Origin of the sequence: Kitasatospora sp. CB02891 (assembly GCF_002803145.1) — a bacterium.
Taxonomy (GTDB): Bacteria; Actinomycetota; Actinomycetes; order Streptomycetales; family Streptomycetaceae; genus Kitasatospora; species Kitasatospora griseola.
In genome coordinates this window covers 386,950-407,247 of the sequence record NZ_NNBO01000003.1, presented here as the reverse complement: position 1 = coordinate 407,247, position 20,298 = coordinate 386,950, and the positions used below count along the sequence as shown (strand labels likewise).

Here is a 20,298-nt window from a genome sequence, read left to right as displayed (position 1 = left end):
CGCCATAGGACACGAGGTGTCATCAGGAGCGGACGCGCTCGGCACCGCACGGCCCCGTCGGTTCAGGGGCACGGGAGAGGAAGACGCCAGTGATCAACCGGGTACGCCGGCTGCGCAAGGAACGGCTGATGACCCTGGAGGCGCTGGCCGAGCGGTCCGGCGTCACCAAGAGCTACCTGTCGAAGGTCGAACGCGGGCAGAGCGTTCCCTCGATCGCCGTGTGCGCCTCCCTGGCCAAGGCCCTCGAAGTCCCCCTGGACAGCCTGTTCGCCGACGCCGACGAACTGAGCGAGGTCACCGTCACCCGGGCCGCGGAACGCCAGGCCCTGACCTCCCCGGACGAGCCCGGCACCCGCTACGAGGGCATGGCGCTCGGCGCCGGCGCCAAGGGCATGACCCCGTTCATGCTCTACCCGCCGCTCGACGACGGCCCCGCCGCCTTCCGGGACCACCCCGGCGAGGAGTTCGTCTTCGTCCACGCGGGACGGGTCGAACTGGTCCTCCCCTCGCGCGCGATCACGCTCGACCCGGGCGACTGCGCCTACTTCAAGGCCACCACGCCGCACCGACTCCGCTCCCTGGGAACCACGCGCGCGACCGTCCTCCTCCTGGTCTCCAGCGACTACGACGCGCCGGACGGCGCCTGGCCCCCGCACTCCCGCCTGCCCTGAGGCGCACCGGCGCCCGCCGCTCCGAACGGGCGTGCGGTGCCGGACGGATCGTCCGGCACCGCACGGCTGTGGAGGACCGGTCAGCAGGTGAGGACCGGACCCGCCCAGTCCGCGTGGTCACTGTTGTTGCCGTCGCCGCCGTCGGTGACGACGAGGTGCAGCTCGTCGGCGCCGGTGAGGTCGGCGGTGAGGTGCTTGACGCCGGCGGCGGCGTTCAGCACGCCGCTGTCGGCGACCTTGGTGTCGTCCTTCCAGATCTGGAAGGCGACGGTGCCGCGGCCCATGGCCTCGGCGTCGACGCCGACATCGGTGGTCAGCGAGGTGCAGGCGCCGCCGAGGTAGTAGACGATCTCGCTGAACGCATTGGTGCCCAGGCCCTTGGCGTAGGTCGCGCCGTTGATGGTGATGGTGCGTCCGTCGCCGGACTGGTTGTCGCCGTTGCTCATGTCCTTCTCGACCTGGCCCCAGCCGTTGCTCGCGGAGGTCCAGGTGAGGTCGGAGAGCTGGTGGGCGCCGGCGGCGGGGCCGTTGCCGCAGGCGATCCTGGCTCCGGCCCAGTCGGCGTGGTCCCAGCTGGTGCCGTCGCCGCCGTCGGTGACCACCAGGCGCAGCACGGCGGCGCCCGTGAGGTCGACGGTGAGCTTCTTGGCCGCGTCCCTGCCGGTGAGCCTTCCGCTGTCGGCGGCGAGAGTCCCGTCCTTGAACACCTGGAAGACGGCGGAGCCGTTGCCGGACGTCTCGTCGTCGATCCCGACGCTGGTCACCAGGTTCTTGCAGGTGCCGCCGAGGTTGAAGCTGATGTCACTGGGGGCGTTGGTGCCGATGCCCTTCGCGTACGTGGTGCCGCGGATGGCCAGGGTGCGGCCGTCGCCGGCTGCCCAGTCGCCGTTGCTGTGGTCGCGCTCGGCCGGGCCCCAGCCGTTGGTCTGGGCGAGGAACGGCAGGTCGCTCAGGTGGCTCATGCCGGTGGGCGGCGGGACGGGCGTGCTCGGGGTGACCCGGAACATCGCGGTGCCGTGGCCGGGGACGGTGGCGCTGATCGCCCCGGTGCTGGTGATGGTCTTCTTCGACCACAGGTCCTTGACCGTGTACGAGGGCGCGCCGGCGATGCCGACGGCCTGCACGGTGGTGGTGATGGCGGCGTCGTAGGAGCCCTCGTTGGTGAGGGTGACCGCACGGCTGCCGTCGGCCAGCGGCTTCGACATGACGACCAGGCCGTTGTCGCTGGAGACCACCGAGCCCTGCTTGCCCAGCGGGTCCTGGTCGATCGCGATGACGTCGGCGTTGGTGAGGATGTCGAACGTCTCCTGCTGGGCGGTGCGCAGGTCGGCGCCGATCAGCAGTGGTGCGGCCATCTCGGCCCAGAGACTGAAGTGCGTGCGGTACTCGGTGCCGGTCATGCCGCCGTTGCCGACCTCCAGCATGTCCGGGTCGTTGAAGGCGCCGGCCTTGGCGTAGGCGGACAGTCCCTGGTTGGCGTGCGCGATGGAGATCATGCTCTGCCAGGTGTCGCTGATGTCGCCGGTGGTGCGCCAGGAGTTGCCGACCGGCTGCGCCCAGTTCCACGGGCCGCTGGAGCCCCAGTCGCAGATGCTGTAGAGGATCGGTCGGCCGGTCTTCTTCAGCGCGTCGCCCATGGTCTTGTAGCGGGTCTGCGCGTCGACGCCCATGTTGTTGCAGTTGTCGTACTTGAGGTAGTCGACGCCCCAGGAGGCCCACAGGTCGGCGTCCTGCTGCTCGTGGCCGAGGCCGCCGGGGAAGCCCTGGACGTCGCAGGTGTGGGTGCCGGCGCTCGAGTAGAGGCCGAACTTCAGGCCCTTGGCGTGGACGTAGTCCGCGAGCGCCTTGATGCCGTGCGGGAACCGGACCGGGTCGGGCACCAGGTTGCCGGACAGGTCCCGGGCGGGCAGCACCCAACAGTCGTCGAGGTTGACGTACTGGTAGCCGGCCGCCTTGAGGCCCTTGCTGACGAACAGGTCGGCCATGCCCTTGACCAGGTCCTCGTTGAACTGGGACCCGCACCAGGTGGTGTTCCAGTTGTTGAAGCCCATCTGGGGCGTCAGGTTGATGCCGTTGTCGAGCGCCGACGCCGGTGGGGCGGTGGCGAGTTGGGTGCCGACGGCGAGCGCGCCGCCGCCGGCCAGCAGGGTGAGGGATGTCAACGCCGCACTGACGCGGCGGGACAGCTTCGCGCGTAAGGACTGCAAGGTTCCTCCCCGGGAACGGGACATGCGGAAGTCGACCGCACGGAGACGCGGGTCGAGGAGGAGCCGTCGCACGGTCCGCCGACACCGTGGCGCGGAGCGGGCGGAGTCGGGCGGCTCCTCGACGGAGGGTGCGGGGGCCCAAGGCGGCGCCGCCCCGCACTCTCCGGGCTGATGGGTCCGCCGCGTCAGGACACCGGGCTCCAGGACTGGCCTGCGGCCGATCCGTCGGGCCGGCTGAGGACGACGGCGGACGTGGGCGTGGACTGCGGGGCGTCCAGGGCGAGGCCGGTGGCCACGTTGGTGACGGTCAGCGCACCGGTGGCGGTGTTCTGGACGACGCGCCACTTCTGGTACGGGCTGTTGGGGTCGTAGCTGTTGAGGACCCACGCCGGGCCGCCGGGCGCGGCCGGTCCGGTCAGGGTGCCGTGGACCTGGGTGTCGGTGAAGCAGTCGTCGGTGATGTGCACCGTGCCGTCGCCGTTGGCGTCGAAGCGCCACCGCTCCGAGGTGTGCCAGTCCCACCAGGTGTTGACGTCGGTGGTCGAGCCGTCGGGGGCGCTGCACGTGCCCCGGACCTCCAGGACCTGGCCGCCGGTGCCGCCGGCGCTGATGCCGTGGTAGCGGCCGTCGCCGATCACCGTCGCGGGGACGGTGACGGGCAGGGCCTTGAGCCGGTACATGGCCACGCCGTGCGGGGCGACCGAGGCGCCGAGCGTGCCGGTGACGTCGCCGGTGGCGCCGGTCCACAGCTCCTTGGAGGAGTAGCCGGGGCCGGTCAGTCCCAGCGCGCTCAGGGTGGTGGAGACGGTCCGGGCGGAATTCGGGTCCTGGTTGACCAGCAGGACGGCGGTGTCGCCGTTCGCCAGCTGCCGCTTGAGGACCAGCGGGGCGGTGGGGCTGTTCGGCGGGTCGCCGACCAGGGTGGCGGGCTTGGCGAGGCCGTCCTGGTCGACGGCGATGACGTCGGCGTTCTTGTAGACGGCGAGCGCGGAGTCGCTGATACCCGTGGACCAGGTGTAACCGCTGTCGCTGTGCTGGGAGTCGGCGGCGGTGCGCAGGTCGGCGCCGGAGATCAGCGGGGCGGCCGTCATGGCGAGGATCGACATCTCGCTGCGCGATTCGGTGTCGTTCATCGGCTTGTGGCAGGTGCAGGTGTCGGTGGTGCCGTAGAGGCCGTACGGATCGAGCCAGCCGGCGAACATCATGTCCATGTCGTTCCAGCTGCCCGGCCGGACATTGCCCGGGTACTGCAGCGCAGTCTGCAACTGGCCGTTGTAGAGCACGCCTTCCAGGTCCGGGCCGCGGTCGCCGCCGATCCGGCAGAGGTTCGCGACCTGACCGCACCAGACGCCGGTCGGCGCGTAGCCGGGGGCCTGCCGGGCAGGGGTGCCGGCCGCGACGACCACCGGGTCGGTGCGGGCGGGGTCGTCACCGGCCAGCAGGTACGGGAGACCGGTGTGCACGGGCTGGGCGGACACGCTCAGCACGACGCGCGGTCGGCCCCGGGCGGCCGAGGCGGCGTCCAGAGCACGCTGGAAGTCCTGGGTGCGGGCGTAGATGGAGCGGGTCAACTCCCGCCCCTCGCCCTGGGTTCCGTAGTTGTACCCGTCCGGACCGGTGATCGGCGGGCCGTAGGGGCAGTCGTCGTACTTGACGAAGTCGACACCCCAGGCGACGAAGTCGGCGGCGTCGGTCGACTCGTGCCCGAGACTGCCCGGGTGCCCCTGGCAGGTGGTGTAGGTGTCGGTGGCGTAGAGGCCGAACTTCATGCCCTTGCTGTGGGCGTACCACGACAGGTACTGGATGCCGTTGAGGGTCTGCCCGTTGACGGTGTGCGCCGGGAAGTGGGCCGGGTCCGGCATCAGGTGGCCCGTCGTCAGGTCGAAGCCGGTGCCGTCGAGACCGCTGGTGGGGTTGCGGTCGGCGTCGTACAGCTGCATCGCGCCGTAGGAGTTCTTGACGAGGTCGGTGGTCTGGCCGTCGCGGTGGGACAGCGACCAGCCGTCGTCGATGGTGACGGTGTCGTAGCCGGCCGCCACCAGGCCCTTGGACGACATGAAGTCGATGGTCTGGACGACCTGTTGCTGGGTCACCGCGGTGCCCAGGCTGTTCCAGGAGTTCCACCCCATGGGCGGAGTGCGGGCGAGGCCGTTGTCGAGGGCCGCGGCGGGGGCGGAGGCGGCGGAGGCGGCGACGGCCGTGAGGCCGGAGGCCGCGAGGGACAACGCCGCCAGGGCGTGCAGCAGGGTGCGGGGCGTGGGTGGACGCATGGGGGCGCTCCAGGTGAGCACGCGGGGGAATGTGGCATGACCGTTCGGTTCTGTTGAATCCATCTCCAGAGATCGACGGCTGGAGGAATCTTCAAACAGAAAGCAACACATGGTAGCCAGACCGGAAACGCGCGCTCAAGACCTCGAACACGCCGTCTTCACGAAGCTTCCGGCCAAGCTGACACTTTGACCGCAACGGAGAACGTCACGCGCCGGCGGCGGAGACCGACAGGCGCCCGCCATCTTGACATGCCCGCGCAATGGCACTGTGATATGTCGGGTCGCGTTCGAGCATGTTGGTTTCTGGTGGTTGACGGGCCGCCGGATCCTGCGCGACGGAGTCAGGAGCCCTTCCCCTCTCGCGTCCGACGAAAAGGAGTCTCCCCTCATGTTCCGTGCCATCAACTGCCGTGCCGCCGCAGGACTCCTGCTCGCCCTGGGCCTGACCACCGCCGCCTGCTCCACCGGCCGGGAGTCCACCTCCGGCGCCCCCTCGGTCGCCCCGGTCGGCGGACGGATCTCGATCACCTACCTGCAGAAGCAGGGCGACCAGGAGTACTTCGTCGGCGAGGCGGCCGGTGCGAGAGCGAAGGCCGCCGAACTGGGCGTCGACCTCAGGGTGGTGAACCTCGGCAACGACGCCAACAAGACCATCAGCGAAGTGCGGTCCGCGATCGCGCAGAAGACCAACGGCGTCATCGTGGTCGTGCCCGACCCGGCCGTCGGCCCGCAGGTCGCGCAGACCGCGAGGGACGCGAGGATCGCCCTGCTCACCTCGGACGACCAGGTCTGCACCACCGGACCGGACCCGGCGAAGTGCGCCAAGTCCGACCTGGTGCCGCGGATCGGGTTCTCCGGCGCGCAGATGGGCGGCGAGGTCGGCAAGCGCGCCGCCGAGGAGTTCAAGAAGGCCGGCTGGAACGCCGCCGACACCCGGATCATCTCCGCCTGGAAGCAGGACGTCACCGTCTGCGGCGACCGGGTCAGGGCCGCCAAGGAAGCCTTCGACTCCGCCGTCCCCGGGGTCCGGAACATCGACGTCGCCACCGACAACACCCCGACCGGCGCGCAGGACAAGGTCGCCGCGACGGTCACCGCCAATGCCGGGGTCAAGCACTGGGTGGTCTGGGGCTGCAACGACGAGAACGTCCAGGGCGGCGTCACCGCCCTGCAGAACGCCGGCGTCAGCCCCGACGACATCGACGGCGTCGGCCTCGGCGCCTACCTCGCCTGCAAGGACTGGACCGGCGGCAAGCCGTCCGGGATGAAGGCCGCCCTGTTCATCAACGGCAAGGACGTCGGCGCACTCGCGGTCCGGACCATGTACGACCGGCTGAAGAACAACGTGGAGATGCCCGCCGAGGCGTTCGCCCCCACCACCATGGTCGACGCCGCCACCTGGAAGAGCGCCGGCGTCACCTGCAACTGACCGTCCTTCCCCCCGCGGTCGCCCGGTGGGGCGGGCGGCCGCCGCCACTCCTTCGCCCCATTCCTGAGGTGACCCAGCAGTGAGCAGAGCACGCCCCTCGACCTCCAGCTCCCTACCGCCCGCCGGCCGGCCCTCCACCGCCGGCGCACGGGTCGAGGGGATCACCAAGCGATTCGGTGCGGTGCAGGCCCTGGACGACGTGACCCTCGACCTCCCCGGCGGCAGCGTCACCGCCCTCATGGGCGAGAACGGCGCCGGCAAGTCCACCCTCCTGAAGATCCTCACCGGTGACCACCGGCCCACCCGGGGACGCGTCCTGTTGGACGGGCGACCGGTCGACCTGCGCTCCCCGGCCGACGCACGGGCCGCCGGCATCCGGATCATCCCGCAGGAACCCGAGATCGTCCCGCACGTCTCGGTCGCCGAGAACGTCTACACCGGATCCCTGCCCCGCCGGGCCGGCCGCCGCCTCGACCGGGCCGAGCTGCGCCGCCGGATCACCGCGGACCTCGACCGGCTGGGTTTCGCCGACGTCCTGGAACCCGATCTGCTCGGATCACAACTGACCGCTGCCCAGCGCCAGTTGGTCGAGATCATGCGAGCGCTGACCGGCGGGACCGCCGCCCGGGTCATCGCCTTCGACGAGCCGACCTCCTCACTGTCCGAGCACGAGGTCGACGCGCTGTTCGCGCTGATCGACCGCTTGCGCGATCAGGGCGTCGCCGTCGTCTACGTGTCGCACCGGATGCAGGAGATCCTCCGGCTCGCCGACCGCATCGCCGTCCTGCGCGACGGAGCCCTGGTCGGCGTCCAGGACGCCAGGACCACCACCGAGGACGACCTGGTGCGTCTGATGGTCGGCCGCGACCTGTCGACGATGTTCGTCCGCCGGTCCGTCGTCGGCGACCGGGTCGTCCTGGACGTCCGCGGCCTGACGACGGACCGGGTCCACGGCATCGACCTGCGGATCCGCGCCGGCGAAGTGGTCGGCCTCGCCGGACTGATCGGCGCCGGACGCTCCGAACTCGCTCTCGCGCTCGCCGGGGACCTGCCCGTCCGCTCCGGCAGCGTCACCCTGGACGGACGGCCGCTGCCGTCCGGCAACCCCGGGGCGGTGATCCGCGCCGGCCTCGGCCTGGCCCCGGAGGAGCGGAAGGCGCAGGCGCTGTTCCTGCACCGCACGATCCGGGACAACACCTCCATCGCGGTACTGGAGCGACTGCGCCGCTTCCGCTTCGTCAAGCGAGGAGCGGAACGCGACCTCGCCCAGGAGTACATCGACCGCCTGCGGGTACGCACGCCGTCCATCGAGCACGAGGTCCGCAAGCTCTCCGGCGGCAACCAGCAGAAGGTCGTCCTCGCCCGCTGGCTCGCCCGCAGGCCCAAGCTGCTGATCCTCGACGAGCCCACCCGCGGCATCGACGTCGGCGCCAAGACCGAGATCTACCGGATCATCGCCGACCTCGCCGAACAGGGCGTCGCGCTGCTGGTGATCTCCTCCGAACTGCCCGAACTGCTCGGCCTCGCCGACCGGATCGTCGTCATGCAGAACGGCCGCACCACCGGCGAACTGAACCGTGAAGAAGCCACCGAGGAGGCCGTCCTCGCCCTCGCGATGGCCGATGACATCAGCCCCAGCGCCCCAGGAGCAGCCTCATGACAACCGCCGCCACACCGCCGGCCTCCGTCCCGGACGACGGAGGCCGGCGCCGGCCCGCCGCGAGGATTCCCGTGCTGGGCGCCATCGGCGGGCAGAACCTCGGCCTGATCGGCGCCCTGGTCGCCGTCCTCACCGTCTTCGGCCTCCTCAACGACAACTACCTCAGCCTCACCAACATGCAGGTGATCGCCGAGGCCGCCACCATCACCGGGCTGCTCGCCGTCGTCCAGACCGTCGTCATCATCTGCGGCGGACTCGACATCTCGGTCGGCTCCCAGGCGGGCGTCGCCTCCGTCGTCAGCGCCATGGCCTTCACCTCCGCCGGCTCCAACGCCTTCGCGGGCATGGCCGCCGCCGTCGCCGTCGGCCTGCTGATCGGCCTCCTCAACGGCGCGATCATCGTGTACGGCCGGGTCAACCCCACCATCGCCACCCTCGCCGGCCTCGCCGCCTACAAGGGCCTCGCCCAACTCCTCTCCGACGGCCGGGCCCAGGGCTACGTCCTCAACGACGCCGTCTTCGTCTTCCTCGGCCGGGGCAGGATCGCCGGACTCCCCGTCATGGTCTGGATCCTCATCGCCGTCGCCGTCGCCGTCCACCTCCTGCTCGCCTGCACCGACATCGGCCGCAACGTCTACGCCATCGGCGGCAACGACACCGCCGCACGCCTCGCCGGCATCGACATCAACAAGTACCTGGTCGCCGTGTACGCCCTCATCGGCGCCGTCGCCGCCGTCGCCGGAATCCTGCTCACCGCCCGCACCGGCAGCGGACAGCCCACCTCCGGCAGTGAAGGCCTCGAACTCAAGGCCATCACCGCCTCCGCCCTCGGCGGCTGCGCCCTCCGGGGCGGCAGGGGCACCATCGGCGGCACCCTCCTCGCCGTCGCCCTCCTCGGCGCCCTCGACAACGGACTCACCGTCCAGGGCATCAACTCCTTCTGGCAGAACGTCGCCCAGGGCACGCTGCTCGTGGTCGCGGTCGTCGTCCAGCAGCGCCGCACCGGGGAACGCGCCGTCGGCCTCCCCGCCTGACGCGGTGTCGGTTTACCCGCGACGGAGGCCACGGCGCGTGCTCAGCGGGGCAGCCGGGCGACGAGCTCCAGTTCGTCCGCCAGGAGGGCCGGGTCGCGCGGGCCGGCGTGCGGGGCGGGCAGGGAGCGGACGCGGAAGGGGTTGTGCGGGGTGGTGGCGTCCGCCTCGCGGATCATGAGGTCCTGGAGCGGGAGGGGGATGGTGCGGTCCTGGGTGTAGCGCAGGAAGGTGCGCGGCACCCGGCCCCACTCGGTCGGGAGGCCGCGGGCGTCCTCGCTCGCGCCGACGGCCGCGGACTCGTCCGGCTCCAGGATGTTCATCAGCGCCCGGACTTCGGCGTCCGGGCGGTCGGCGGCGATCGACTCCTTGACGAGGGCGAAGAACGCGGGGTCGCCCGAGCGCCAGTTGACCCGGCTGACGCCCAGCTCGGGCGGGGTCTGGATCGCGGGGAGCCTGAACATGGAGCTGGTGGCCGCCTCGGGGGTCGTCATCAGCCGCAGCACCGAGGGGTGTTCGGTCGGGCAGAACGCGGAGGCGTACACCAGGTGCGCGAGCAGGTCGGGCACCTGGTTGGCGACGGCGTTGAGGGTGGCGCCGCCGAGGCTTCCGCCGACCAGCACGACCGGGCCGTTGCGGCGGGCCCGCCGCACCACGCCGATCACGTGCGCGGCGAAGTCGCCCAGCGTCACCCGGGACATCGGGGACGGCTCGGTGCGCAGCCGGTCGAGGTCCTGCGGGAACCGGTAGGACTCGGGGAGGTACGCGCCGAGCCCGTGCCCGGGCAGGTCGACCGCGATCGCGCGGTGTCCGCGCAGGCCCAGTTCGCGCAGCAGGGGCTGCCAGTAGAAGGAGTTGCTGCCCGAGCCGTGGACGAGGACGAAGGTCGGCGCGCCGCGCCCGGACCCGTCCGCGTGCGCGACGGAGGCGGACGCGCCCAGTGCGGTGATCGCCCCCGCCCCGGCCACGGCCGCCTTCAGCGCGCTGCGCCGTGACGTTCCGCCGGTCTTCGTGCCGGCGCTCTCGACGCTGCGCTGTTCCTTGGTCATCGACGGCCCGCTCCTTGAGTGTTGAGTGAGTGCTGCACCCTTCACAGGAGGAGACGGGACAGCCCACGGAGATGTGACACCGGCCGGGGCGCTATCGCTCGGCGACCACCTCCAGGACGGTCAGGGTCGGTTCGGCGCCCGCCTCCCGGAAGAGTCGCGGGGCGGCCGGCGGTTCCGGCTGTGCGCGCATGGCGTCGAGCGCGGCGCGGTCCCGCCAGAGGGTCTGGATGCGCCAGTGGCCGCCCTCGGCGCGCAGCAGTCGGGTGTGCAGCAGCCCGTCGGGCAGTGGCCCGTCGACGAGTCGGCGGTAGGCGGATTCCAGCGCGGCCCGGCGGTCGGCGGGGACCACGGCGCCGACCTCGGTGAGGATCCTTCCGGACTCCACCGGCGTCTCCATTCCCTGCGGTTCGCGGCCCGCCCGGTCGACGGGCCCCGGACGATTCCACCCGATGGCCGGCCGAAAACGGGGGCCGACACCTCGGGACCTGGGGTGACGGTCGGCTGCCCGTGCGTTCGCCCTCCGGCCGCCGTGAACCGCCGGGCCGTCTCGCGCAGCGCGGCGGCGGACGGACCGGCCCGCGCGGTGCGTCGCCGAGCGGTTCAGTCGTTCGGGTGGAGACGCCCCGACCCGCATTGACGCACCAGCCTGCCGGAGGTGCCCAACTCCCTTTTCACCCAAGGGAAATGATCGGATTCGACCGACGCTCCGGCGGGAGACCCGACGCGTCCGGCCCGGTACGTTCGGTGACATGACGGGATGTTGCGACGGGCGCCGGGGGTGGGAGCTCCTGTGGGTCCTCGCCGTCCTCGCGGCCCTGGTGCACTCCCTGCTCTGCGCGCACGGCCCGCTCACCGCCGCGGCTCCGGCGGACTCGCTCCCGGTGGCCGCGGCCCACTGCCCGGGCGCGGCCGACCCGCACGACGGCGGCCCGCACGACGGCGAGTCGCACCGCCACGAATGCGCGGGCGAGGACCAGCCGGTGACGGTCCATCAGGACGGTCGTCCGCTGCCCGCACCCGTCGAGGCCCCGCTCACCGACCCGGCGGCGGCCGCCGCCCCGGCGCGGCCCGCGACCGGCGGACCGCCGTCCGACGCTCCCCGGCGGGGCGGTGGCCGGACCAGGGCGGTGCTGGGGGTCTGGCGGACCTGACGGGACCTGCCGCGGCTCGCCTCCCGGAGGCCCGCGGCAGCCGACTCCCCGTCACCCTCGAACGGTCCGCCGTGCCCGCGCGGACCGCAGGAGATCCCTGCCATGACCTCTGTCGTGTCCCGCCCCGCCGACGCCGCCCCCGCGTCCCCCGCGCAACTGCTCGCCCCTGCCGCCCGGGCGGCCTGGACCCCCGCCGGGCTGGTCGGCGACACGCCCGTGCTGTGGGTGGGCGAGCCGTTCACCGCCCCCGGGCACGGCTTCTGGGCGAAGCTGGAGGGCCTCAATCCGGGCGGCATCAAGGACCGCCCCGCCCTGCACATGGTGCGCGCCGCCCGCGAGCGGGGTGAACTGCGGCCCGGCGCACGGATCGTGGAGTCCACCTCGGGCACGCTGGGCCTCGGCCTGGCGCTGGCCGGCGTCACCTACGGGCATCCCGTCACCGTCGTCACCGACCCCGAGATCGAACCGCCGATGACGGGGCTGCTCGCCGCACACGGCGCCGAGGTGGTCGTGGTGGACGCCCCGCACCCGGTCGGCGGCTGGCAGCAGGCCCGGCGCGAGAAGGTCGCCGAGCTGCTCGCCGTGCACCCCGGCGCCTGGTGCCCCGACCAGTACGGCAACCCCGACAACGTCGCCGCCTACCGGCCGCTCGCCCTGGAGCTGATCGCCCAACTCGGCCGCATCGACGCCCTGGTGGTCAGCGTCGGCACCGGCGGCCACTCGGCGGGCGTCGCCGGGGTGCTCCGCGAGTACTTCCCCGCCCTGCGGGTGGTCGGCGTCGACACCACCGGCTCCACCATCTTCGGCCAGCCCGCGCTGCCCCGGCTGATGCGCGGACTCGGCAGCAGCATCCACCCCCGCAACGTCGCCTATCCACTGTTCGACGAGGTGCACTGGGTGGCCGCGCCGGAAGCCGTCTGGGCCGCCCGCGCGCTCGCCGCCTCCCGCTGCGCGGGCGGCGGTTGGAGCGTCGGCGCGGTCGCCCTGGTCGCCCGCTGGCTGGCCGCCGTCACCGCCCCCGACACCCGGATCGCCGCGGTCTTCCCGGACGGCCCGCAGCGCTACCTCGGCACGGTCTTCGACGACGGCTACTGCCGGGCCCACGGCCTGCTCGGCCACCGTCCGCCGGAGCACCCCGACGAGATCGCCCACCCCGGCGAACGCACCGTCACCCGCTGGACGCGGTGCCGCACCGTCCTCGACCCGCTGGCCGCAGCCTGCGCGCAGCAGCCCGCCGCCGACCGTCCGCAGGCCGCACGGTGAGGGCGCTGTGGCGGCAGACCCGCTCCTTCAGCCCCGCGGCCCGGCTGCTGATGGTCAATCAGTTCGCCATCAACCTCGCCTTCTACATGCTGATGCCCTACCTGGCCACCCACCTGGCGGACGACCTGGGCCTCGCCGCGTGGACGGTCGGCCTGGTGCTGGGCATGCGCAACCTCTCCCAGCAGGGCATGTTCCTGATCGGCGGCACCCTCGCCGACCGGTACGGCTACCGCGCCCCGATCATCGCCGGCTGCCTGCTGCGCACCGCGGGCTTCGCGCTGCTCGGCTCGGTGGACTCGCTGCCGGCGCTGCTGGCGGCGTCCGCCGCCACGGGCTTCGCCGGCGCCCTGTTCAACCCGGCCGTGCGGGCGTACCTGGCGGCCGAGGCGGGCGGTCGGCGGGTCGACGCCTTCGCCGCCTTCAACGTGTACTACCAGGCCGGCATGCTGCTCGGCCCGCTGGTCGGACTCGCCCTGCTGGCGGCCGACTTCGCCGCCGTGTGCACCGCGGCGGCGGCGGTCTTCGCGGCGCTCACCGTCCTGCAGTGGCGGGCGCTGCCGGCCCGGCGGGGCGGGGTCGAGCGGGGCCGGGACAGCGTCCTGGCGCAGTGGCGGACGGTCGTCGCCAATCGGCCGTTCCTGCTGTTCTCCGGTGCGATGATCGGCTCCTACGTGCTGACCTTCCAGGTCTACCTGGCGCTGCCGCTCGCCGCCGACCTCGCCCTCGGCGTCGACGGGTCCAAGGCCACCACCGGGCTGTTCGTCCTCTCCGCCGCCGTCGCCGTCGCGGGCCAACTGCGGCTCACCGGCTGGGCCGGCCGCGTCTGGACGCCCTCCCGGGCGCTGGTGCGCGGGCTCGCCGCCATGGGGGCGGCGTTCGTTCCGCTCGCGCTGCTCCCCCGCTCCGGCGCGGTGGCCCAGCTGGTGGCGCTGGCGGTCGCGGCGGCCGTGCTCGCCGCGGCGGGCGCGGTGGTCTACCCGTTCGAGATGGACACCGTCGTCACGCTCGCCCGGGGCCGTCTGGTCGCCACCCACTACGGCCTGTACAACACCGTCTCCGGGCTCGGCATCACCCTCGGCAACCTCGCCGTCGGGGCCCTCTGGGACTACGCCGCCCGCCACGACGCCCGCTGCCTGCCCTGGCTCGCGCTCGCCGCCACCGGTCTGCTCTGCGCCGCCGCGGTGCACCGCCTCGCCCGGACCGGGCGGCTCCCCCACCCGGCCGAGGAGGCTGCCGTCTCGCCCGCCTGAGGACTGTTGCAAACTATGTGCAACTGCAATTGATACGCGAAAGTGGTGCGGGCCGATGCCGAAGTCGCCGGTGGTGCTGGGAATCGAGTCGTCCTGCGACGAGACGGGAGCGGGGCTGGTCCGGGACGGGGTGCTGCTCGGGCAGGCCGTGGCGTCGAGCATGGACGAGCACGCCCGGTACGGCGGAGTGGTGCCGGAGATCGCGGCCCGCGCGCACGTCCACGCGATGGCGCCGGTGGTGCGGGCGGCCCTGGACCGGGCGGGGCTGACGCTGCGGGACGTGGGAGCGGTCGCGGTCACCACCGGGCCGGGGCTGTCGGGGGCGCTCCAGGTCGGGGTGGCCGCCGCGAAGGGCTACGCGTTCTCGCTCGGAGTGCCGCTGTACGGCGTCCACCACCTGGCCGGGCACGTGGCCGCCGCCGGGCTGGCGGGCGGGCCGCTGCCGAACCCGTGCGTGGTGCTGATCGTCTCCGGCGGCCACACCTCGCTGCTGCTGGTCCGCGACCTGGCCCGCGACCCGATCGTGCACCTCGGCGACACCCTGGACGACGCGGCGGGCGAGTGCTTCGACAAGACCGCCCGCATCCTCGGCCTGCCCTACCCCGGCGGACCGGCGATCGACCGCGCCGCCCGCGACGGCGACCCGGGCGCGGTCCGGCTGCCGCGCCCGCTCACCGGGCCCGGCGACGCACCGTACGCCTTCTCCTTCTCCGGGCTGAAGACCGCCGCCGCCCGCTGGGTCGAGGGCCACCGCGCCGCCGGCGTCGAACCGCGGGTGCCGGACGCGGCGGCCTCGCTGCAGGAGGCGATCGCCGACACCCTCACCCGCAAGGCCGTCCGCGCCTGCACCGACCACGGCATCCGCACCCTGGTGGTGGTCGGCGGCGTCGCCGCCAACTCGCGGATCCGGGCCCTGACCGAACAGCGCTGCGCCGCCGCCGGCATCACCCTGCGGGTGCCGCCCCTGCCCCTCTGCACGGACAACGGCGCGATGGTCGCCGCGATCGGCGACCTCCTGGCCCGCGCCGGCGCCGAACCCGCCCCGCTGGACGTGTCGATCGACCCGTCCGCACCACTGGAGTACGCCGCGCTGACGCCGCGCCCGCGGGCCCGGTCCGCCGCCTGATCCGAGGTCGGGACCCGGGCCGCCAGGACCCGGACGCACGACAAAGCGCCGGCCGCGAGGGCCGGCGCTTCGGTGGTGCGGGAGGGAGGGCTGGGACGGCCCTCCCTCCCGGTCGGGCTCGGTGCGTCAGGATTACCAGCTCGCGCCGGAGTCGGTGGCCGAACCGGAGACACCCTCGTCGTCCGCGACGGCGAAGCCGCTGAAGTGCTCCACGCTGTTCGGGGTGACGAACGAGCCGGAGCCCGCGATGCCGGCGGTGGTCTCGTTGGCGATGAACTGGACCTCGACGAAGTGCGCCTCGGGGCTGCCGCCCGCGTTGGCGGCATCCATGTCGCCGCCCTCGTGGGCGGAGGCCAGGCCCGCGCAGCCGAGCAGGACGGGGGCGGCGAGGCTGATGGCGGCGACAGTACGAGTGAGAGCACGCATGAGAAATAAATCCTTCCGAAAACGGAATCCGATTCGGGAAGCAGTGGGCTTCCCTGTACTCCAAGACACACGACCTCAGCCGGGGCGGCCAGTCGGAAAAGTCCGATTGCTCCCCATGGCCGAGTGGCCCTGCCCGCGGCCGGGACAGGCCGCCGGCCCGCCTCCCGCTCCTTCGAACGGCCGGTCGGCCGTCCACCCGCCCGCCCGCCCGTTCGACCGTCAAGGCCGCCGCTCCCCCGGGGAGTTGGCGGCCTTCGCCGTCCCCCCGACCGGATCGAAATCGCTTGGCGGAAACGCCCGCCTAGGGTACCTTGGCGCAAAACTAGGGGCCCTAGGGAGACTGGAGAAGCCATGCAGGCGCTGACCGAGGCGGAGATCCGGGCGTCGTTCGTCAACTGCACCAAGGGGGAGGCGAGTCGGGCCCGGCTGCCGCGCGAATTGGCGGAGCTGGACTGGGCCGGACTGGACTTTCTCGGCTGGCGGGAGCCAGGGGCACCCGACCGGGGGTACTTGGTGGCCGAGTTCGAGGGGCGGACGGTCGGGGTGGCCCTGCGACTGGCGCAGCGACCGGGCGCGGGGCGCGGTGGGGCGATGTGCTCGATCTGCCTGACGGCGCATCCGGCCTCGGGAGTGGCGTTGATGACGGCGCGTCGGGCGGGCCGGGGCGCGGCGGCGGCGGAGTACGCCTCGGCGGGCGAGTACTTCTGCAGCGACCTGGCGTGCCCGCTGTACGTGCGGGGTCGAAAGCGGGTGGCCGCGGGCGGTGCGCGGATGACGGAGAGCCTGGACGCGGACCAGCGGGTGGCCCGGATGCGGGCGAATCTCGCCGGGTTCCTCGGGCGGGTCGTCCGATGACGGATCGTGCGGTGACGGACCGTCCGGCGACGGGGCGGGCGGCGGGCCGTGAGGCGCTCGGCGGGCCGGTGGTGCGGGCGGCGCTGCTGCTGGCGGCGGGCGCGTTCGTCGCGCTGCTGGACACCACGGTGGTGGGGGTGGCGCTGGAGTCGTTCGCGCGGCGGTTCGACGCGGGCCTGGCGCAGGTGCAGTGGGTGGCGACGGCGTACCTGCTGGCGATGTCGGCGGTGATCCCGGCGACGGGGTGGGCGGCGCGGCGGTTCGGGGCGGTGGCGTGCTGGACGGCTTCGCTGGCGGTGTTCCTGCTGGGGTCGGTGCTGTGCGGGCTGGCCTGGTCGCCGGCTTCGCTGGTGGCGTTCCGGGTGGTGCAGGGGTTGGGCGCGGGGATGCTGTTCCCGCTGATGCGGATCCTGGTGGTTCAGGTGGCCGGTCCGGCGCGGATGGGCCGGACGATGGCGCTGATCGCGGTGCCGGTGCTGGTCGCTCCGGTGGCGGGGCCGGTGGTGGGCGGGGCGCTGGTCCAGGGCCACTCGTGGCGGTGGGTGTTCCTGCTGAACGTGCCGGTGTGCCTGGCGGTGGCGGTGCTGTCGCCGCTGCTGATGCGCAATCGGCGGGACGACGCGCCGGGCCGACTGGACCTGGCGGGTCTGGTGACGGTGAGCGGCGGGCTGACGGCGGCCGTTCTCGGGTTCGTCCGGCTGGGCGGGGGCCGGCCGGTGGGCGACCTGCGGGTGCTGGGGCCGCTGCTGGCGGCGGCGGTGCTGCTGACGGCGCACGGACTGCTGTCGCGACGTCGGCGGGAGCGGGCGCTGCTGGACTTCGGGCTGTTCCGGGACCGCGCGTTCGCCGCGTCGACCGCCGTCTCACTGCTGAACAGCTTCGGCCTGTACGGGGCGGTGGTGCTGGTGCCGCTGTTCTTCCAGCAGGCGGGCGGCCGCGGGCCGTTGGCCGCCGGTCTGGTGATGGTCGCGCAGGGGGCGGGCGCGGGCGTGGCGGTGCTGCTGGTGGGGCGGGTGATCGACGCCCGGAGCAATCCGCGGGCGCTGGTACTGGCCGGGCTGGCCCTGGTCGCCGCGGGCCTGGCGGTGTTCGCCCGGGCCGGCGCCGCGGAACCGGGCGGGCTGCTGCTGGTCGCCCTGTTCGCGCAGGGGGTCGGGCTGGCGCTGGCCGCCTCGCCGGTGGTGGTGACGCTCTACCACTCGCTGCCGCCGGCCGCGGTGCCCGCCGCGACCACCGTGAACGCGGTCGCGCAGCAGCTCGGTGCGGCGGCCGGCACGGCGGTGGTGGCGCTGGTGCTGCAGCACGCCTCGCACGGCGGTGCGGGGACGGTCGCGGCGTTCCGTCCAGTGTTCGCGGTGGCGCTGGGGTTCGTGCTGCTGACGGCGGTTCCGGCCGCGTTCCTGCCGGCGCGACGGAAGAGCTAGCCGGGGCCCGGCCCGGCGGACGGGCTAGGCAGTGCCCGGCCCGGCGGACGGGCTAGGCAGTGCGCGGCCAGTTCTCCAGCAGCCGGTGCAGGCCGGAGACGATCCGCTGCCAGGAGCCGTCCACGCCGCGCGGGTGATGGAAGCCTCCGTTGGCCTCGATGGCGATGAAGCCGTGGAAGGTGGAGCGCAGCAGCCGGACGGCGTCGGTCAGGTCGGGTTCGTCCAGCCGGTAGTGGCGCATCACCGCGTAGGTGAGTTCGACCGACCGGGCGAGGGCCTCGGTGTCGGCGAAGTCGGCCGGGTCCAGGCGGAGTTGGGTGGCGGCGTAGCGGCCGGGGTGCTGCTGGGCGTAGGTCCGCTGGGCGTCGGCGAAGGCGGTGAGGGCGTCGGCGCCGGAGCGGCCGGCGACGGCGCTCGCGATGCGGTCGTTGATCTCCTCGGTGGCGAGCAGGGCGACCCGGGTGCGGATCTCCTGGAGGCTCCTGACGTGCGAGTAGAGGCTGGCGTCCTTGACGCCGAAGCCGCGGGCGAGGGCGGAGGCGGTGACCTTGTCGATGCCGACCCGGTCGGCGAGTTCGGCGGCGGCGCGGGTGATCCGCTCGACCGTCAGTCCGGCGTGCGCGCCCATGTCTCCCGTTCCGAACCTTGCCTGCTGAAGCCCGCGTCAGTGTATCCGGGGTCGCTCCGGCCACTCGGGGCGCGACGTTCCGGGGCGCCGGAGCGTAGGGAAGAGGGGAGCCTGCGGAGTCCGGTCCGGGGAGCCCGAGGAGCCAGGCGTAAAGATCATCTGATTTCCCATCAGATGGTAATGTACCGGACAAAACGGGGGCGTGGGTGACGCACGTTCCCCGGTCGATCCGCACCTTGGAGCAATCCGTGCCCGCACGTCCGTACCGCCGCAGTCTGCCGCTGGCAGCCGCGGTCCTCGCCGCCTCCCTGCTCGCCGTCTCGGCGCAGGCCGACGACCCGAAGCCGGCCGACGCCACGCTGACCGCCGATCTGAACACCCTGCTCGCCGACCCGCGGCTGGCCAGCGCCCAGGCCGGCGTCGAGGTGCTGGACGCCACCACCGGCGAGGTGCTGTTCGCCCGGCAGCCGCAGTCGCTGTTCACCCCGGCGTCCACCCTGAAGACCGTGACCTCGACCGCGGCGCTCGACCTGCTCGGCGCGGACTACCGGTTCACCACCGAGGTCCGCACCACCGGCAACACCTACGGCGACACCCTGGTCGGCGACCTGGTGCTGCGCGGCGGCGGCGACCCCAGCCTGCTGGTGCAGGACCTCGACGACCTGGCCGCGAAGGTCGCGGCGACCGGCGTCACCACCGTCACCGGCCGGGTGCTGGCCGACGGCACCCGGTACGACTCGACGCCGTTCGGCCCGGGCTGGGCCTGGGAGGACGAGCCGTACTCGTACAACCCGCAGATCTCCGGGCTGACCGTCGCCAACGACCCCGAGTACCTGATGGACACCGTCCAGGTGACGGTCACCCCGGGTGCGGCCGGCGAGGCCGCCAAGGTGACGCTGAACCCGGCCGAGGCGCCGATGAAGTTCGTCGGCACCGTCGCCACCGGCGCGGCCGGCAGCGGGTCGAGCGTGGGCGTGGACCGGCGCCGGGGCGGCAACGACGTCGCACTGTCCGGCAGCATCGCGGCCGGCGCCGCGCCGCAGACCTCCTGGCTGACGGTCGACGACCCCAGCACGTACACCGGGAAGGTGTTCGCGGGCGCGCTGGCCCGGCACGGCGTGCGGGTGGTGCGCGGAGTGCAGCCGGCCGCCGGCTCCGAGACCTCGCAGGCGCTGGCCTCGCACCAGTCGAAGACCCTGTCCGAGCTGATCGTCCCGATGCTGAAGGTCAGCAACAACGGCATCGCCGAGCACCTGACCAAGGAGATCGGCAAGGTCAAGGGCGGCCGCGGCGACTGGGCGACCGGCATCAACCAGGTCAACGCCTTCCTGAAGGCGAACGGCATCACCGGCCCGACCACCCGTCAGGTGGACGGCTCCGGCCTGTCCCGCTACGACCTGACCACCCCCGCGAAGATGGCGGACCTGCTGAAGCTCGCGCAGACCAAGCCGTGGTTCGACGCCTGGTACAACGCGCTGCCGGTGGCGGGCAACCCGGAGCGGATGGTCGGCGGCACCCTGGCCGCCCGGATGCGCGGCACCAAGGCCGAGAACAACGTGCACGCCAAGAGCGGTTCGATGGGCGGCGTCGACAACCTGATGGGCTACGCGACCGCGCCCGACGGCCGCAAGCTGCTGTTCGTCGTGATGGTCAACAACTACGCCGGCACCAGCCCGCGCCCCGTGGTCGACGCGATAGCCGTCCGGCTCGCCGCCGGCCCCGCCGTCACGGCCCAGCTGAAGTCCAACAAGCTGGTCGCGCCCGGCGGTTCCGGTGACGAGTACACCGGCACCCGCTGGGAGGACTGCGAGACCCTGTCGCACTGCTGACGCCTCGCCAGAACGGGCCCCGCCGCACT

General features: G+C 73.1%; 17 protein-coding genes. 11 read left to right on the top strand and 6 right to left on the bottom strand.

Annotation, left to right across the window (positions count from 1 at the left end):
* Positions 1-89 precede the first annotated feature (89 nt).
* Positions 90-671, top strand: a complete 582-nt coding sequence (locus CG736_RS10600; RefSeq protein WP_100585920.1) for a helix-turn-helix domain-containing protein — start codon at positions 90-92, stop codon at positions 669-671.
* Positions 672-751: 80 nt separating this feature from the next.
* Here CG736_RS10600 and CG736_RS10595 read toward each other — a convergent pair whose 3' ends face one another.
* A complete protein-coding gene (locus CG736_RS10595; protein WP_232733910.1) occupies positions 752-2,878 on the bottom strand; it encodes an NPCBM/NEW2 domain-containing protein in 2,127 nt (708 codons plus the stop codon).
* 185 nt (positions 2,879-3,063) lie between these two features.
* Positions 3,064-5,148: an alpha-galactosidase gene (locus tag CG736_RS36075; RefSeq protein WP_198520429.1), complete on the bottom strand. Its 2,085-nt coding sequence runs from the start codon at positions 5,146-5,148 to the stop codon at positions 3,064-3,066.
* A 388-nt stretch (positions 5,149-5,536) separates the two neighbouring features.
* Between CG736_RS36075 and CG736_RS10585 the strand changes: the two genes are divergently transcribed.
* The 3 genes from CG736_RS10585 (at position 5,537) to CG736_RS10575 (ending at position 9,271) form a co-directional block, all read left to right on the top strand.
* Positions 5,537-6,577, top strand: a complete 1,041-nt coding sequence (locus tag CG736_RS10585; protein ID WP_100585919.1) for a substrate-binding domain-containing protein — start codon at positions 5,537-5,539, stop codon at positions 6,575-6,577.
* 160 nt (positions 6,578-6,737) lie between these two features.
* A complete protein-coding gene (locus CG736_RS10580) occupies positions 6,738-8,237 on the top strand; it encodes a sugar ABC transporter ATP-binding protein (protein WP_232733924.1) in 1,500 nt (499 codons plus the stop codon).
* Complete coding sequence (locus CG736_RS10575; protein ID WP_100585917.1) at positions 8,234-9,271, top strand: ABC transporter permease; 1,038 nt, start codon at positions 8,234-8,236, stop codon at positions 9,269-9,271. The genes CG736_RS10580 and CG736_RS10575 overlap by 4 nt, the downstream gene beginning before the upstream one ends.
* A 41-nt stretch (positions 9,272-9,312) precedes the next feature.
* Here CG736_RS10575 and CG736_RS10570 read toward each other — a convergent pair whose 3' ends face one another.
* Both CG736_RS10570 and CG736_RS10565 read right to left on the bottom strand, forming a co-directional pair.
* On the bottom strand, positions 9,313-10,317 hold the full coding sequence (locus CG736_RS10570; RefSeq protein ID WP_100585916.1) for an alpha/beta fold hydrolase: 1,005 nt from the start codon (positions 10,315-10,317) through the stop codon (positions 9,313-9,315).
* Positions 10,318-10,408: 91 nt separating this feature from the next.
* Positions 10,409-10,702 carry an antibiotic biosynthesis monooxygenase gene (locus CG736_RS10565; RefSeq protein ID WP_043913605.1) on the bottom strand — a complete coding sequence of 98 codons (294 nt, stop codon included), beginning with the start codon at positions 10,700-10,702 and terminating at the stop codon, positions 10,409-10,411.
* A 364-nt stretch (positions 10,703-11,066) separates the two neighbouring features.
* On the opposite strand from CG736_RS10565, the gene CG736_RS10560 reads away from it, so the two are divergent.
* From CG736_RS10560 to tsaD, 4 genes are all read left to right on the top strand, one after another.
* Positions 11,067-11,468, top strand: a complete 402-nt coding sequence (locus tag CG736_RS10560; RefSeq protein WP_100585914.1) for a hypothetical protein — start codon at positions 11,067-11,069, stop codon at positions 11,466-11,468.
* A gap of 102 nt (positions 11,469-11,570) precedes the next feature.
* Positions 11,571-12,731, top strand: a complete 1,161-nt coding sequence (locus CG736_RS10555) for a PLP-dependent cysteine synthase family protein (RefSeq protein ID WP_100585913.1) — start codon at positions 11,571-11,573, stop codon at positions 12,729-12,731.
* Complete coding sequence (locus CG736_RS10550; RefSeq protein ID WP_198520428.1) at positions 12,728-13,981, top strand: MFS transporter; 1,254 nt, start codon at positions 12,728-12,730, stop codon at positions 13,979-13,981. The genes CG736_RS10555 and CG736_RS10550 overlap by 4 nt, the downstream gene beginning before the upstream one ends.
* 55 nt (positions 13,982-14,036) lie before the next feature.
* Positions 14,037-15,107: a tRNA (adenosine(37)-N6)-threonylcarbamoyltransferase complex transferase subunit TsaD gene (gene tsaD, locus CG736_RS10545; RefSeq protein WP_100585912.1), complete on the top strand. Its 1,071-nt coding sequence runs from the start codon at positions 14,037-14,039 to the stop codon at positions 15,105-15,107.
* A 132-nt stretch (positions 15,108-15,239) separates the two neighbouring features.
* On the opposite strand, the gene CG736_RS10540 is transcribed toward tsaD, so the two are convergent.
* On the bottom strand, positions 15,240-15,533 hold the full coding sequence (locus CG736_RS10540) for a hypothetical protein (RefSeq protein WP_100585911.1): 294 nt from the start codon (positions 15,531-15,533) through the stop codon (positions 15,240-15,242).
* 351 nt (positions 15,534-15,884) lie between these two features.
* Between CG736_RS10540 and CG736_RS10535 the strand changes: the two genes are divergently transcribed.
* Positions 15,885-16,388: an FBP domain-containing protein gene (locus tag CG736_RS10535; protein WP_100585910.1), complete on the top strand. Its 504-nt coding sequence runs from the start codon at positions 15,885-15,887 to the stop codon at positions 16,386-16,388.
* 11 nt (positions 16,389-16,399) lie between these two features.
* Entirely contained in the window at positions 16,400-17,812 is a 1,413-nt protein-coding gene (locus CG736_RS10530; RefSeq protein WP_232733909.1) for a DHA2 family efflux MFS transporter permease subunit, read from the top strand.
* A gap of 52 nt (positions 17,813-17,864) precedes the next feature.
* On the opposite strand, the gene CG736_RS10525 is transcribed toward CG736_RS10530, so the two are convergent.
* On the bottom strand, positions 17,865-18,440 hold the full coding sequence (locus CG736_RS10525) for a TetR/AcrR family transcriptional regulator (protein ID WP_100585908.1): 576 nt from the start codon (positions 18,438-18,440) through the stop codon (positions 17,865-17,867).
* A gap of 248 nt (positions 18,441-18,688) precedes the next feature.
* Between CG736_RS10525 and dacB the strand changes: the two genes are divergently transcribed.
* Positions 18,689-20,269, top strand: a complete 1,581-nt coding sequence (gene dacB / locus CG736_RS10520; RefSeq protein WP_157815507.1) for a D-alanyl-D-alanine carboxypeptidase/D-alanyl-D-alanine-endopeptidase — start codon at positions 18,689-18,691, stop codon at positions 20,267-20,269.
* The last annotated feature ends 29 nt before the right edge of the window (positions 20,270-20,298 follow it).